The sequence below is a fragment of the Paracholeplasma morum genome (assembly GCF_016907055.1).
Taxonomy (GTDB): Bacteria; Bacillota_I; Bacilli_A; order Acholeplasmatales; family UBA5453; genus Paracholeplasma; species Paracholeplasma morum.
In genome coordinates this window covers 1-13,717 of sequence record NZ_JAFBBG010000022.1, presented here as the reverse complement: position 1 = coordinate 13,717, position 13,717 = coordinate 1, and the positions used below count along the sequence as shown (strand labels likewise).

The window sequence follows — 13,717 nt, the reverse complement described above, 5'->3', positions numbered from 1 at the left end:
TAGGTAGTCTAATGGTTTGTTTCACCTTAGACTTTAAAGACCCAAAGAATCCCTTTATCGCTTCATCAACTTTACGAATGACCATTTGACCTTGAGTGGTACTTAAGTAACGGTAGTGTTCACTGTCTTTGAGTAGTTGATAGTTTTCATTGTAGGGCAAGTACTCATTTGTTTTAATGAAATGTTGTCTCACATTATAAAGGGCTTGATTATAAAGACTTCTTGAAGCACGCATTAAAGATAACAAAAACTGGTGTTGATTTGGATTTAGAGTGAGTCTTGTTTTAAGGGCTTTATAAGACATAAATGGGGTTCTCCTTTCCTACTCAAATTATACCATAAATAGCCTATAAAATATATATTTTATATGAATATTTAATTATATAAAAAGTGATGAAAAGAGGTGATTAAAATGGGGTTACATCAAAATTTTTATCAAAAAAACTGTGTGGTTGTTAGATGATAGAACAATAAAAGATGAACTTTCCTAGTCAATAAAAAAATCGACTTTTATTAGAGTCGATTTATAAAAGCCTTTTTAGTTTTTACTCAAAGGAAATATCATCGGAACACGTTTTTTATAGTCCTCAAACCCTTGATATCTCGCCATATGTTTTTCCAAGAGTGGTGTAGATATCTTAATTAAAACAAGACTCATAATCAGTGGTGAAACCACAAGTCCGAAGTATAAAAGAATAGACACAGACTTTGTAAATAATAATGAGAATCCTACAATATATAATCCAGTCCAAATTAGGATTTCACCGAAATAGTTAGGATGTCTTGTTATCGACCAAAGGCCTTTTTGCATGAGCGTTCTTGTGCCCTTTTTAATGTGTCTTCTAAGTTGTTCATCGCCTACTACTTCAAAGAATAATCCTGTTAAAGCAATAGCCATACCAACAACCACAATCCACAAGCCTAAACCTTCAAACTCGAACTGATTGTATTTGATCACGACATAACTTGCAGACCCTACAATGAAGTTGATAACGCCTTGAACAAAAAAGACTCTAAAAAACGCAATGATTACTGCTTTATTGCCCCATTCTTTACGCCACTGGGCATATCTGAAGTCCTCAGGTTTACCAAAGTTTCTTCTTATGAGTCTAAATGAGAGTCTTGTCCCCCATAGTGTGATAAAGATTACTACGACATAACTTAGTAGTGTGGGGTTATCGGTTGATAATAAAGTTGCGATACTACCAAAGACGAACCCTAATCCCCAACCCATATCGACAATTGAGTTGTCTTTAATGATTTGGGCAATCACATAAAACACTGTGAAGTAAGCAAATACAACCCCCAATGGTAGTAATAAAGACTCCCCATCAAAACTTTGAAATCCTAGGGTTGCAATTAAAACTGTAATTAATAATAGAATTGGATAAATCAGAACTCTTTTCATAAAAAAATCACCTCTGAAATCAGTATAACATCGTCCTTCTAATCTTTCATTAGTTTCACATTCAAAGTATTATTATTTGTATAAGTTATTTGATTAATCTAGTTTTTTGACCTCATTAATATCGCTTAAGATAATCCAATCATCCATATTGGTCGTACGGTTATAGGTAAAAGGTTCAACTTCTATAAGGTCACTAATCTCATAGACGGCTAGGTACTTCTTGCCGTTCCATCTTTCTAATTGAGCTTTTGAAAGGTTCAGTGCTGCCTCATACTTTTGGATGAATGCTATAGATTCTTCAGGTGTCATTTTTTCGCTTTCAATCACATTAGAAATAACGCCTTTATGTGTAACACGTAAATCGCCACCTGTGTTAACGAAATAAATAGTCTCACCTATTTTAGCTCTCCCACCAAGTGGGGATTTCTTGCCTTGAGCTCCTCTAATAATCATCGTTTTTTCATGATTAAGGAGTTTTTCAAGTTCCTTGGATTTCTTGTCTAAGTATACCAAATGACAGGCATTGGGTCTTTCGTTGTACCAACTGGTTTTTGCCATATTCTACACCTCCAAATGTGTGACTAACCTATTATAAAGACAGTAGCCGTGACTAGTTATTAAGCTATTTATCCATTATCGATAAGAGCTTAACGATTGTATTAATGGTTCTAATGGTTATGTGTTTAGAAATCTCTTTTGAGGCAAGTTTATAATAAGCTGTTTTAGTATAATCATCGAGGATGAAAGACCAGTAGATACCAGAGTTTGTGACCTCTACTGTTTCGATGTTTGGATCCCATTTATCTAAGTCATTAAAAAACACACATATTTCATCTTATTACCTTCTATCAGGCATTTCATCGATGATTGCTTTTTCGTCTTTACTTAACCCTTTATAGACTAACAAGTAGGATTCATAAATGAGTTCCTTGAGTTCATCAAGGGTCAGTTGGTTTTCCATAAGTTTTATCGAAATCCAGTGGTTTTTATTCATATGATATCCTGGGATAATATAGGAATAAGTTTCTCTTAACTCAGTGTTCTTGGTTGGTGTATTCTTGAGTGTGAAAAGCTCATTCGTCAATAGTCCAAAGTTCTTACCTAAGAGTGAAAAATAAAAGCACTCCCAGTCTTCTCTATAATAGACTTCTGCGCCTCTAAGGGCGTTACCATACTCAATAAGTGATGACATTAATGCTGTTTCGTCCATATGAACCTCCTTAATTTAGTGATTGCTTAATGGATTATAATGCTTTGGTCCAAATCAGGTTGTTTTTAGCAATACTGTATTGATGTTTATGTTGATAAAAATTGGTGTGTTCCTGATCATCAAACGCAAACAACTGAGCTCTAAATGCGCCCTGTTGTTTGGCATGTGTTTCAAGTTTTTGAATTAATAAAGACCCATTTCCTTTATTCTGATAGGCTTTATATATGAGTAATTCACTAAGTTCAAAGATTAATCCATCATCAAATTGAGTGAGTACGCCAACGCCAAATCCGATTACTAAGTCTTTATCCATCATTAAGAATCCTAGCGCATCTTCTCGATTAAAGAGTTGTCTTAGTCTTCTTTTTGCTTTGTCTAATGTCCAACTTGCCTCTTCATAACAGTTAAAGTAATTCATATAGTCAACTGCTAATTGGTCAACATCTTTTAAATCTATTTTCTTATAAGTATACATGTTATCTCCTACCAAAATGGATCCAATTTTACATCAATATGGTGCGTAATCGGAGTTATCGTCACCTTATCTAAAGCTAGGTCAAATGTGTAGCCAAGCTTATCTTTATGAACATAGCCCTTATATGGGGTTACTTTAATATAACACACGGTATCAATTTCTTCATTGTTCACCTCATGATACCAGTTATGAAATACTTTTTCGTATACTTTACGAATCACTAAATTGGATTCGTCAAGTGGATGTCCTACAATGCTTGCCTTACACCAAAATCGGTTATGGCCAGCATCTGAGATCATCACATAAGGATTCTTCTTAATCTCTTTAACATAATTCGCACGCAAGTCCGTTACAATCCAAAAGGACCCACCATAAAAAAAACTATCCACAGATCTAACATTAGGCACGTTGTCTTTGGCGGTTGCTACTAGCAAAATGGTGTCATGTTCATACTTTTCTTTGATGATGTCCAAAAGGCCACTACTCTTAATATCTTTAATCATCTTTATGCCACTCCTTTATTCAATTATGAACCGTTATTTACATAGTCTATTATCCATTTTTTATAACAATTATAAAGACAATTGTTATCATTATTAAATGTTTTTTTATTATTATTTAATGTCGTGATTTGTTATATATATTATATTGAGTGTCTACTTTTATGTTACCCTTACAATATTTCAAGTTTTCAAAAAAAATTGCCCCACGTATTTTAGATGTGGGGCGTTCGGTGTATTCAGTTAATTCTATTCTTCATCTTGGGGGGGCAATAAATCAGTAAGGATTGAATCCTAACACTTGTATTATAACAAAGTACAGGTTTTTGGTATCAGTTCAATGGATCTGGCTATTTAAGATACTACTTAATGTATGCCGCTCAAACCACTTTAATTCATATTCCAGAGTATTATGAATACTATCAAAAGAAACGTTCCGAAGGTAAAGCACACCGGGTTTCAATCTCGCATGTAGCAAAGAAACTACTTCGCATGATGTATCATTTAGAAACTAAAAATCTTGAATTTAAGCATCAAAGCTAGCAAATATTGATGTTTGTTTACCTATATCTAGTATAAAACCTCGAAATCGAGGTCTTTTACTGTTTATTTTATTAAAATACTTGACTCTTTATAGTAAATTAGGTATTACAAATATCGACAAGAAGGGAATCATAATCTTTAGAATAGAATATTTATTCGTAGCAATTGAATCTTTCATACACACATTTCCTCAATTTATTTTCTTAATTTTAAATCAAAGTATTCTATACAACCATACCTGTTTCTAAGACCAAAATATCTTATGAGTAATCTTAGATTTTAGTTTTACAAAAATTGCGAAGCCGAACAATAACACGGCAACTATAATTGAAGATATAAACCTAGGTTCTCTAGTCTTAAATAATATAAGTGGTTGGGCTACAAACCAAATCATACCTTTCAATATGTAAACTAATATAATATATATGAACAATCTGACAATCCAATGAATGATGCTCATTGCTGTTGAATTATATCCGACAATGAATGCTGTCTCCCCAGTAGCTCTGTATGCAAAAACAAAGGCGATCGGAGCCATTAATCCAAGGATAATCCAATTTGCTAGTGCATATTCAGTTGTATCCCAAAATGAAACTATAAAATCAAATATACTCCGCATCTCTCATCTTCCTTTTATCTTTTACTCCCCTTCAACCCATGCATATGTTTCTCTTTGATAGGCACTCCATGGTATGTATTGATCATTCATAAGTCTGCCAATAACTATTGCCGGTAAAACATTGTTTGTCTTTGCTAAGTACTTTATTGCTTCCATTGAGAAATCTTTATTTATAATAAACTCTTTGTATGATTTATTATCTATGAGCGTATTTGCAGCAAATTCATCTGCGTTTTTTTCTATTCTATTATCTTTTTCCCAATGCTTTTGATTTTTCAAATAATCACCATTAATAACGTGTCCTATTTCATGGAATAATGTAAACCAAAAGATATCAACAAACTTACCACGAATCGTTAATGCAATCATAACTTGATCTTTCTTTGTTTTAACGGTAAGCCCCTTGATTGGAGCTTTTTTTACATCTTTTTCAACAACAAATAATATCCCACAATCATTTAAAACCTTCTGAATTAGAGATATATGGTTTGTTGCATCTTGGTGCATTATGTTTTTGATTAATTCAAGACTATTTGCTAGTTTTTCAACATCCAATTGTTTATCGGTTTGATTCTCTACTTTTTTCTCGCATAGGTATTGCCAAGCATACATGACATTTTCACTTGTGTTTTCTGCAAATTGTGCGCGATACTGTGCTGTATTTAGTGGTGCTAATGATGTTAGATTACTAACGCCTAATAACTGTCTTATTTTATATACAGAATCTACACCATTATTAACTTTAATTTCTTGATTTGTTAGTGTTTCCACAGTTTGTTTTACTTCTTTCGCTATTTGTTTTTCTTCTTCAGAGATATTGTGTTTTTCATTAAAAGAAACTACTTCTAAATCGTAATTCGTTTGAAGATTACGCCAAAATGATGCAGGAATACCAAGTGCATATTCTAATTTCATAGCAAATTCTGCAGATATATTCTTTTGTCCATTAATAACTGTAGAAATGTGTTTCTCTGTAAACCCAGTTCTAATCGCCAGTTCTTTTTGTGATATGTTTCTATCTTGAATCATTTCAAGTATCGTTTCTCCCGGATGAATAAGTAATTCATCAAGGAATATATGTTGTAATTTTGTCGCCATGGTAATCTTCAGCTCCTTTTATAATGACTTTTATACATTTTTTTAGTGATTCTATACTTAGATCTTCAGAAACGGGTTCAACGATGAGTCTAATGTTTCCAGTAATGCTAATCCCATATAACTCATCTTTATTACCAGACAGAGGATGAGGTTTTCCTAAACCAGTTAAGAGATATTCAGCAAATGTCTCAGCAGCCTTGAGTTGCTCATATCTCTTTTTTATTGTTTTTGTAATATCTGGTCCTTTTTTCTTTGCCATTAAGTTAAAATCATTGAAGAGAGTTTGCACTTTCTTGTCATCAAATTCTATTTCCATGAAACTCTCCTTTCTTACCTAAACGGTAATTACATAATTATTATACATCAGAAAATGTTTATGTCAACAATAAATTACCTAAATGGTAACTTTTATACGGAGGTGCAATGAAATATTCAAAAAACTTTAAGACAAAAACTTTGAATCTGTTAGATCAAGTCTTTTTTCAATTCGTTCAATGCTTGACTTAATATATCCTAAATCAGATATCATCGTTCCTGATTCTCTACCTATTTCTTTAGTATCAGATTTACTATTTCTTCTAAAGAAAAGAAAAGCAAACGCGATCGAACTAATCATTCCAAGCACGGATATTAAGGTGAGTGTTATTTCAGTCGTTGACATGGTTTTGATTCCTTTCAGGTAATTTAATATGTTTCTTAATTCTTCTACAAAACCAGGTGCGTTAGTTGTAAAGTTTTCTTTGAACACGAGTATCTTTTCTAACGTTTCTTCACTCGATTCAATCTTAAAATTGTCCTTTTCTATATATCTACGAACTTGTTCTTCAATTCGGTAAAGGTGATATAGATTTTTCTTTAGAGACCCATCGACTAAAAAGACTAACATTTCTGTCAGTCTTCAAAGTTTTGATGATCTTCAAATTTCAAGTTTTCAAAAAAATTGCCAAGTATTTTAGATGTGGGGCGTTCGGTGGTGGCACATCAAAATATAATGTTAGACTGGAGGGGACACACTTGTCTAATTTTTGACACACTTTACGGTTTCAATTAAGAAAAATGAAAGTTATAATAAAGTTGTCGAATAAATAAATACAAGGAGGGATTTAAATGGGTATTGATAAAATCATACTTGAAAAGAGAAAAGAACTTGGACTGACTCAGCAAGAACTAGCTCATAAGTTAGGTGTTACTGATAGATCTATTTCTAGATGGGAAAAAGGAACCTCTACCCCAGACATTTACTCATTGAAAAGACTATCAGAAATACTAAATGTATCAATGGATACATTTTATGATAAGATAACGGTCGATCCTATTTTTGATGAGCCTGTTGATATTAAAATTATTAATAGATTTACTACTTTATCAATATTATCAACAAGCCTTTTATTTATCAGTTTTATATCATTTTTATTTGCATACTATTTAGATCATGGCAGTAAATTGTCTGTTGCCTTTCAAATGATATGCTTCACAATTATTATTATTTCCGTAACTATATTTATAATTTCTTGTGTTTCTTTTTCATTACGTTATCATACCAAGAAACTTCAAAACCATTACAAAAAATTGTTGATTAGATATCTTGGTGTCTTTATGATTACGATTATAGTCTTGACTATTTTAATAATAACAATAGGAGGAATTTGAAATGAAAAAATTTATAATCTTGTTTTATTGTTGGGTGTTTTGTTTTCAATTCTTTTCTTATTTGGCTTTACAATAGCCAAAGAAGAAAACTTTGAGATTGTAGATAATCATAATTATTACTTTGAAAGGGCTCAACTAATAGTTCTAGGAATAGCGTAAGCATTACTGTTAAAAACTTAACTATTTTCTACTAATGGATGTTATCTCTCAAATGAAATTTTATATGAAGATTTAACACCAAACATTACATCATATATAAATGAAAGTGTAACTGTTTGTGATGCTGATTTAGAAAATGTTAACGAAAAGATAGACTTATTAAATTTTAAAACTAAACTTTTATCTGCAAAAAACAATCTTCCCAGTTACTTTAAGTTTGTTCATAATATTGATGATGCTTTAGATATACAAGAAATCAAAAAAATATTCGCTGCAATTACAATCCATTCAATATCAAATTATTCTATCAAACTTAATCTGTTTGATAATGGTGAGTGTAATCATAAGTTAATTGAATCCATATTACCTTTGAAACTTGGTTATAAAAATGTTGATGTTAGATATTCTGTTTATCAATAAAGTTCGAACACGTGTCACAACTTTTTTGAATAGCAGTTCAAACCCGTGTCACAACTTAATTTCAATTTATATTTTTAAAAATAAAAGTCCATCTTGTAGGTCGTTACAGACTTTCAGATGGACTATTTTTATTAAAAAATGCCCTAAAAGGGCATAATTTGGTGTTATTTGGTAGTTTTTCACTACCAATTAAAGATTTCTTTGGAGGCCCCGACCGGATTTGAACCGACGATCAGGCAGTTGCAGTGCCGCGCCTTACCACTTGGCTACAGGGCCTTTTTTGCGCTATTCCATTATAACTAGGAATAGCGCTTTTGTCAATTGTTATTGTAGATAAACTTGTTGGTATAGTGCTTTTGGTAAAATAGTTTCCTTCTTGGTTGTTAGGATAGGATTATTAATGTTAAATTTATCATAAACCATTGCTTGAAGTAATAACTCATTTTCTACGATGTCTCTCAGTAATGAGCCATCAAATTTAGGTTCAGTTCCGTTATAGAACCCATCTGTCTTATCAAAGACGTAATCATTGGTTGCTACTAAGTAGAGTTTGCCACTTTGGAATACAGTTCCATCTGAACTATACAAGTATTCATCTTTGATATTGTTAATCATTCCACCATCCATTAAAACGGTCTTGATGACATTATCAAATGGGAATATTTGGAAGAGTTTACCTAAGGTTAGAGCCTCATTAGGTCTTATGTCTGCTCTAGTGCCTCCAATGTTTTGGAAAGCGATATTAGCGCCTGTTTGTTTAACAATTACTTTTGCTAACCATCTAGCGATTTCATCTTGTGAATAGTAACTTGATGAACGAATAATTTCTCTATTAAAGAGTTCATCTGTTTCTTGTTTGTAGGCATTAATCAAGCGTTCTACTTTCGGATCTGCTTCGTATAATGCCTCGTGATCATTAACGTTCTTAGCGGAAATAGACCCTGTAGATAAATCAATTCTTACAGTCCCAACATAACGGCCATTAGAACCTGATTGGACTTCTAATAGACCATTGGAATATTCATTAACATAACGTTGGTGTGTATGTGCGTTAAACATTAAATCAATCTTCTTGGACCCTGTTAGTTTGGCTAATTGGTCAAGATTATAAATAGAACCATTATCATGCATCATCAAGATGACATAATCTACATCTTCTTCAGTTCTTAGTTCTTCTGTGTAATATTCAATATAACTTCTTTCATCTAAGAATTCATAGCCATTGATGCGGCTGTATGCAATAGAGTTTTCTAGTGAACTTCCGATTGTTCCAATAACCCCTATTTTGACGCCCCCACGTTCAATGATTGTATATGGATCAATGTGTTCAATTGGGGTAGTAGTCCCAGCCTTAACGGCATTGGCTGCTAAGATCGGGAAGTTTGCATCATAGTTATCATATGCGCCATCAAAGTATTGTTGGATGACCTCAATACCCCAGTCAAACTCATGGTTTCCTAAAGTCATCGCATCAAATCCCATTTCATTCATAATGTTTAGAGTTGATAATCCCATATAGTAGTTTGATAAGGCTGACCCTTGGAACATATCGCCCCCGGATAGTAAAATCGTCCCATTTGGGTTTTGGGCTCTATAATAGTTCACGTAATTTGAAATGTAGGCTAATCCTAAATCATAGCCACTTCGTTCAATTGATCCGTGTGTATCATTTACATAGAATATATCAAGATAATCTAGTGTGATTTCTGGTTTGGTTTCCCATTTAGCAAACAGCACTAAATCTTCATTTGGCATAACACCAAAATCAAATTCTACACTAAAGGCTTCATCTTTAAACCAACCAAGAAACTTATGACCCTCTTTAACTGGATCTTCAGGTCCAGTGATAACTGCATTCACAGGTCTTGAGAATGATTCGATGTCAGAACCACCATTTGTATTAAAGGATAAGGTTTTACCTAATGCGTTCCATTTCGCATATAAAGTGATCTCACCTGAAGGCATTTCTTGAAGTTGGAATGGTTCTGTTAGTTTGATATCTAAATACCATCCATCAAACTCAAATCCTTCTTTAGTTGGGGCACTTGGTAATAGAATAGAATCTCCCTTCTTACCAGTGATACTGCTTATTTCTGTGCCACCATTTGCGTCAAAGTGAATCTTGGACACAACTTCTTCATAGACTGCATAAAGCATCATAGATTCATAGATTAATGTGTCAAAACTAAACACATTGCCCTCTATACCATTAATACGCCATTCTTTAAAGACATATCCTGCTTTAGTAGGATTATCCACTAAGGTTGCTTTAGAGGCTTCGTTAATGTTTTGACTAGGAATTACTGCCGCACCTTGAGTATTAAAACTCACTGTAACAGTTGTCGGGCTATCTTTTTTAAGTACTAAAACATCAAACACTTTGTCATATTTAAATGTTAAATAACTTAAACTAGCAGTGAGTTTAACGGTTTGATCGCCTAACGAGAATGCAGGTCTGATTACGACACCTTTATCGGTGATATAGGTTTTATCTGAACGCCAAGTAATTGTAATTTTGATGCCTTCAAAAGAAAGGCTATCCTTGAGTTCAATTGAATCTAGAGTTTCTTCTGGAACCTCTAACGTGTTTGCAGCTTTTTCTAATACACTTTGATAGTCTTTCTCGTCTTTACAAGCCGATAAAGACACACCAAAAAGCACTATTAATACTGCCATCCATAATTTATTCATCGTGTAAATCTCCTTAATCAGTAGTTTATTATAACATAACTTCTATGATATTACGACTATAATTCTCTAACGTATCCCTGTTGACAAGCCTTGATAATCGTATTATAATAACAGTGTAGTTGGCACTCATTATATTAGAGTGCTAATAATAAGGAGATGAAACTTATGATGCCTCAAATGGAAAACTACGAAAAAGACCCAAATGTGTTAGAGAAATTTGGGCGAAATATTGTCGAACTGGTTAAACAGGGTAAAATTGATCCTGTTATAGGACGTGAAGAAGAAATCAGAAGAATGATTAAGATTCTTTCAAGAAAAACCAAAAACAACCCTGTGCTCATTGGTGAACCTGGTGTCGGTAAAACCGCGATTGTAGAAGGTTTAGCAAGACGTATAGTCGATAAGGATGTTCCACTCGGTTTACAAAACAAAACCCTTTATGAGCTAGATTTGGCAGCTTTAGTCGCTGGTGCGAAGTTCAGGGGGGAGTTTGAAGAACGACTTAAGGCTGTATTAAACAAAATCAAAGAATCCGATGGACAGATTATACTTTTCATCGATGAAATCCATACGATTGTTGGCGCCGGTAGAGCAGATGGAGCCATGGATGCTTCTAACATGCTTAAACCAATGCTTGCAAGAGGGGAATTACACTGTATTGGTGCAACCACTTTAAATGAATACCGTAAGTACATTGAAAAAGATACTGCCCTAGAAAGACGTTTCCAAAAGATCCAAATTGATGAACCAACCGTGATGGATACCATCTCTATTCTAAGAGGACTTAAAGACCGTTTTGAAGCACACCATGGTGTTCATATTAGTGATAACGCGATTGTCTCTGCCGCAACCCTTTCTAACAGATACATTACCGACAGGTTCCTACCTGATAAAGCCATTGACTTAATTGATGAAGCTTGTGCTTCTATCCGTATGGAAATTGACTCTATGCCAGTTGAGTTAGATACTGTATTAAGAAAAATCATGCAGCTTGAGATTGAAAAGAGTGCTTTATCTAAAGAAACAGACCTTCTAAGTAAAGAAAGACTTTCGAAGATTGAACTTGAACTCAAAGACCTTAACAAGGAATCTGAAACCCTTAAAGCACAGTGGCAAAAAGAAAAGGCCGAACTTGAAAACGTTAAAGCCCTAAAACATAAACTAGAAACGTATAAGACCGACTTACAAAATGCCCTTAATAATTATAACTATAGTCAAGCAGCTGAACTTCAGTATTCGAAAATTCCAGCTTTAGAAAAAGAAATAGACACCTTAACTACTTCTAAAGAAAACCGTATGTTAAGTGAGGTGGTTACCGAAGAAAACATCGCAGAAATCATTTCTAAATGGACACACATTCCAGTTGAAAAACTGGTTCAAGCTGATAAGGATAAACTCTTAAACCTTGAAAGTTCTCTTAAGAAACGTGTCATTGGACAAGACCATGCGATTAAACTAATTAGTGATGCCATCATTAGACAACGTGCAGGGATTAAAGATCAAAATAGACCGATCGGTTCATTCATGTTCCTAGGCCCTACAGGTGTTGGTAAAACCGAAGTCGCAAGAGCTCTAGCCCAAAACCTATTCGATGATGATCACCATATCATTAGAATCGATATGAGTGAGTATATGGAACGTCATAGTGTCTCAAGACTCATTGGTTCACCTCCAGGGTATGTTGGATACGATGAAGGTGGACAGTTGACTGAAGCTGTTAGACGTAAACCTTATTCAATCATCTTGTTTGATGAGATTGAAAAAGCACACAGCGAAGTCTTTAACATCTTACTTCAAATACTCGATGATGGTAGATTAACCGATAACCAAGGTCGTACCGTTGACTTTAAAAACACGATCATCATTATGACTTCTAACTTAGGCAGTGAACATCTACTTAAGAATGACAGCGAATCCAAAAACAGTGTTATGAACTTAGTCAAACAAACCTTTAAACCTGAGTTCCTAAACCGTATTGATGAGATCATACTCTTTAACCCACTCGGTATTAATGTCCAAATTCAAATTGTTGATAAACTTTTAGAAGAACTCTCCAGTCGTCTAAAAGAAAAAGACATCTCGATTACCTTCGATGACGTCTTAAAGAAATATATCATTCAAAATGGCTTCTCAATGGAATACGGTGCAAGACCAATCAAGAGATTCATCCAAAAAGACATTGAAACCTTCTTGGCTATGAGAATCATTGAAGGCACTTTAATCCCACATCAAGCCTACAGTTTATCTCTTAAAGATAATACTCTCTCTCTTAATGAAATAAGCAAACCTTAACTGGTTTGCTTATTTTCTTGATGTCTAGTCACATATTCTTTTAAAGCGATTAAACCGATAGAGAAGATAACCAGTATTGGCAATAACACCAATAGATTTGTAATAATAAACGCCTTAGTCCCTAAGGTAATTGGATTCATAAACGGATAGGGATAGAACTTCGTAAATGGCCCTGTAACAACATAAGCCATGAAATAGACAAATGGGTGAACTAGTAAATAATAAAATGTTTTAAGTTGGATTCTAGTTTCTAAAAACCAAAAGAAAATGACTGTGTACAGTAGTGGATTTACTGTATGGTTTAACTTGGAAGAACAAAGAGGTGAATAAATCACCCTTTACAGAATGACTTATGATACATACCTCTTAACGATTTAAGTCGTCTTATTTAAAGCGACTACACACCAAATAGGTATGTACGCTTAGGAGTGTTCACTCCTTTATTCCCTATCCATAAGGCATCGGGATTACCTTTTCGAATCATATTTAATGCGGCATTTTGATCTGCGTTAATCAAGATGCCTTTTAGACTTCTATATAAACCTCTTTTGATTCTCTCTCCAGAGAAATCTCCTTTAACGAAATCATCTTGATCTAGATAAGATGCTTTTGATGTATAGGCTTCATGGATGACTTTTGTTTCAATCCCAAG

The 13,717-nt window shown here is 33.7% G+C and carries 16 protein-coding genes, 1 tRNA gene and 1 pseudogene; 3 read left to right on the top strand and 15 right to left on the bottom strand.

The features are described from left to right. The 7 genes from JN09_RS07410 to JN09_RS07380 form a co-directional block, all read right to left on the bottom strand. A partial coding sequence (locus tag JN09_RS07410; RefSeq protein ID WP_204434481.1) for a helix-turn-helix domain-containing protein occupies positions 1-304 on the bottom strand: 304 nt, incomplete at its 3' end. A 234-nt stretch (positions 305-538) separates the two neighbouring features. Then, a complete protein-coding gene (locus JN09_RS07405) occupies positions 539-1,408 on the bottom strand; it encodes a DUF1295 domain-containing protein (RefSeq protein ID WP_204434467.1) in 870 nt (289 codons plus the stop codon). A gap of 93 nt (positions 1,409-1,501) precedes the next feature. Continuing rightward, entirely contained in the window at positions 1,502-1,966 is a 465-nt protein-coding gene (locus tag JN09_RS07400) for a hypothetical protein (protein WP_204434465.1), read from the bottom strand. Positions 1,967-2,030: 64 nt separating this feature from the next. After that, entirely contained in the window at positions 2,031-2,231 is a 201-nt protein-coding gene (locus tag JN09_RS07395; RefSeq protein ID WP_204434463.1) for a hypothetical protein, read from the bottom strand. Positions 2,232-2,246: 15 nt separating this feature from the next. After that, positions 2,247-2,618, bottom strand: a complete 372-nt coding sequence (locus JN09_RS07390) for an MmcQ/YjbR family DNA-binding protein (protein ID WP_204434461.1) — start codon at positions 2,616-2,618, stop codon at positions 2,247-2,249. A gap of 34 nt (positions 2,619-2,652) precedes the next feature. Further along, positions 2,653-3,093 (bottom strand): GNAT family N-acetyltransferase, encoded by a 441-nt coding sequence (locus tag JN09_RS07385; protein ID WP_204434459.1) that lies wholly within the window; start codon positions 3,091-3,093, stop codon positions 2,653-2,655. Positions 3,094-3,101: 8 nt separating this feature from the next. Beyond that, positions 3,102-3,596, bottom strand: coding sequence for a pyridoxamine 5'-phosphate oxidase family protein (locus JN09_RS07380; protein WP_204434457.1), 495 nt, complete (start codon positions 3,594-3,596; stop codon positions 3,102-3,104). Positions 3,597-3,962: 366 nt separating this feature from the next. Between JN09_RS07380 and JN09_RS07375 the strand changes: the two genes are divergently transcribed. Beyond that, positions 3,963-4,136, top strand: coding sequence for a hypothetical protein (locus JN09_RS07375; protein ID WP_204434445.1), 174 nt, complete (start codon positions 3,963-3,965; stop codon positions 4,134-4,136). A gap of 244 nt (positions 4,137-4,380) precedes the next feature. Here the strand turns inward: JN09_RS07375 and JN09_RS07370 are convergent, their stop codons facing one another. From JN09_RS07370 to JN09_RS07355, 4 genes are all read right to left on the bottom strand, one after another. After that, the gene (locus JN09_RS07370) at positions 4,381-4,755 is read right to left on the bottom strand and encodes a hypothetical protein (protein WP_204434443.1); all 375 of its coding nucleotides are present in this window, start codon (positions 4,753-4,755) and stop codon (positions 4,381-4,383) included. 21 nt (positions 4,756-4,776) lie between these two features. Next, positions 4,777-5,853, bottom strand: a complete 1,077-nt coding sequence (locus JN09_RS07365) for a HigA family addiction module antitoxin (RefSeq protein ID WP_204434440.1) — start codon at positions 5,851-5,853, stop codon at positions 4,777-4,779. Beyond that, positions 5,822-6,169 (bottom strand): hypothetical protein, encoded by a 348-nt coding sequence (locus tag JN09_RS07360; RefSeq protein WP_204434433.1) that lies wholly within the window; start codon positions 6,167-6,169, stop codon positions 5,822-5,824. Before JN09_RS07360 ends, JN09_RS07365 begins: the two co-directional genes overlap by 32 nt. Before the next feature lie 126 nt (positions 6,170-6,295). Then, positions 6,296-6,739: a hypothetical protein gene (locus tag JN09_RS07355; protein ID WP_204434431.1), complete on the bottom strand. Its 444-nt coding sequence runs from the start codon at positions 6,737-6,739 to the stop codon at positions 6,296-6,298. 221 nt (positions 6,740-6,960) lie between these two features. Between JN09_RS07355 and JN09_RS07350 the strand changes: the two genes are divergently transcribed. Beyond that, complete coding sequence (locus JN09_RS07350; protein ID WP_204434429.1) at positions 6,961-7,503, top strand: helix-turn-helix domain-containing protein; 543 nt, start codon at positions 6,961-6,963, stop codon at positions 7,501-7,503. Between the two features lie 781 nt (positions 7,504-8,284). Here JN09_RS07350 and JN09_RS07345 read toward each other — a convergent pair. Beyond that, positions 8,285-8,358 (bottom strand) — tRNA-Cys (locus JN09_RS07345). Between the two features lie 48 nt (positions 8,359-8,406). Further along, positions 8,407-10,773, bottom strand: a complete 2,367-nt coding sequence (locus JN09_RS07340; RefSeq protein WP_204434427.1) for an InlB B-repeat-containing protein — start codon at positions 10,771-10,773, stop codon at positions 8,407-8,409. Between the two features lie 165 nt (positions 10,774-10,938). Here JN09_RS07340 and JN09_RS07335 point away from each other — a divergent pair, with 165 nt between their 5' ends. Continuing rightward, positions 10,939-13,065, top strand: coding sequence for an ATP-dependent Clp protease ATP-binding subunit (locus JN09_RS07335; RefSeq protein WP_308699527.1), 2,127 nt, complete (start codon positions 10,939-10,941; stop codon positions 13,063-13,065). On the opposite strand, the gene JN09_RS07330 is transcribed toward JN09_RS07335, so the two are convergent. Then, a complete protein-coding gene (locus JN09_RS07330) occupies positions 13,062-13,400 on the bottom strand; it encodes a Pr6Pr family membrane protein (protein WP_204434425.1) in 339 nt (112 codons plus the stop codon). The two genes, JN09_RS07335 and JN09_RS07330, sit on opposite strands and share 4 nt — an antisense overlap. A gap of 62 nt (positions 13,401-13,462) precedes the next feature. Next, a pseudogene (locus tag JN09_RS07325) lies at positions 13,463-13,717 on the bottom strand (RNA-guided endonuclease TnpB family protein); the annotation flags it as partial.

Excerpts from the sequence above, each read along its gene's own strand:
- JN09_RS07405 (WP_204434467.1), bottom strand. The coding sequence starts at position 1,408 with ATGAAAAGAGTTCTGATTTATCCAATTCTATTATTAATTACAGTTTTA.
- JN09_RS07400 (WP_204434465.1), bottom strand. The coding sequence starts at position 1,966 with ATGGCAAAAACCAGTTGGTACAACGAAAGACCCAATGCCTGTCATTTG.
- JN09_RS07390 (WP_204434461.1), bottom strand. The coding sequence starts at position 2,618 with ATGGACGAAACAGCATTAATGTCATCACTTATTGAGTATGGTAACGCC.
- JN09_RS07385 (WP_204434459.1), bottom strand. The coding sequence starts at position 3,093 with ATGTATACTTATAAGAAAATAGATTTAAAAGATGTTGACCAATTAGCA.
- JN09_RS07380 (WP_204434457.1), bottom strand. The coding sequence starts at position 3,596 with ATGATTAAAGATATTAAGAGTAGTGGCCTTTTGGACATCATCAAAGAA.
- JN09_RS07375 (WP_204434445.1), top strand. The coding sequence starts at position 3,963 with ATGTATGCCGCTCAAACCACTTTAATTCATATTCCAGAGTATTATGAA.
- JN09_RS07370 (WP_204434443.1), bottom strand. The coding sequence starts at position 4,755 with ATGCGGAGTATATTTGATTTTATAGTTTCATTTTGGGATACAACTGAA.
- JN09_RS07365 (WP_204434440.1), bottom strand. The coding sequence starts at position 5,853 with ATGGCGACAAAATTACAACATATATTCCTTGATGAATTACTTATTCAT.
- JN09_RS07360 (WP_204434433.1), bottom strand. The coding sequence starts at position 6,169 with ATGGAAATAGAATTTGATGACAAGAAAGTGCAAACTCTCTTCAATGAT.
- JN09_RS07355 (WP_204434431.1), bottom strand. The coding sequence starts at position 6,739 with ATGTTAGTCTTTTTAGTCGATGGGTCTCTAAAGAAAAATCTATATCAC.
- JN09_RS07350 (WP_204434429.1), top strand. The coding sequence starts at position 6,961 with ATGGGTATTGATAAAATCATACTTGAAAAGAGAAAAGAACTTGGACTG.
- JN09_RS07340 (WP_204434427.1), bottom strand. The coding sequence starts at position 10,773 with ATGAATAAATTATGGATGGCAGTATTAATAGTGCTTTTTGGTGTGTCT.
- JN09_RS07335 (WP_308699527.1), top strand. The coding sequence starts at position 10,939 with ATGATGCCTCAAATGGAAAACTACGAAAAAGACCCAAATGTGTTAGAG.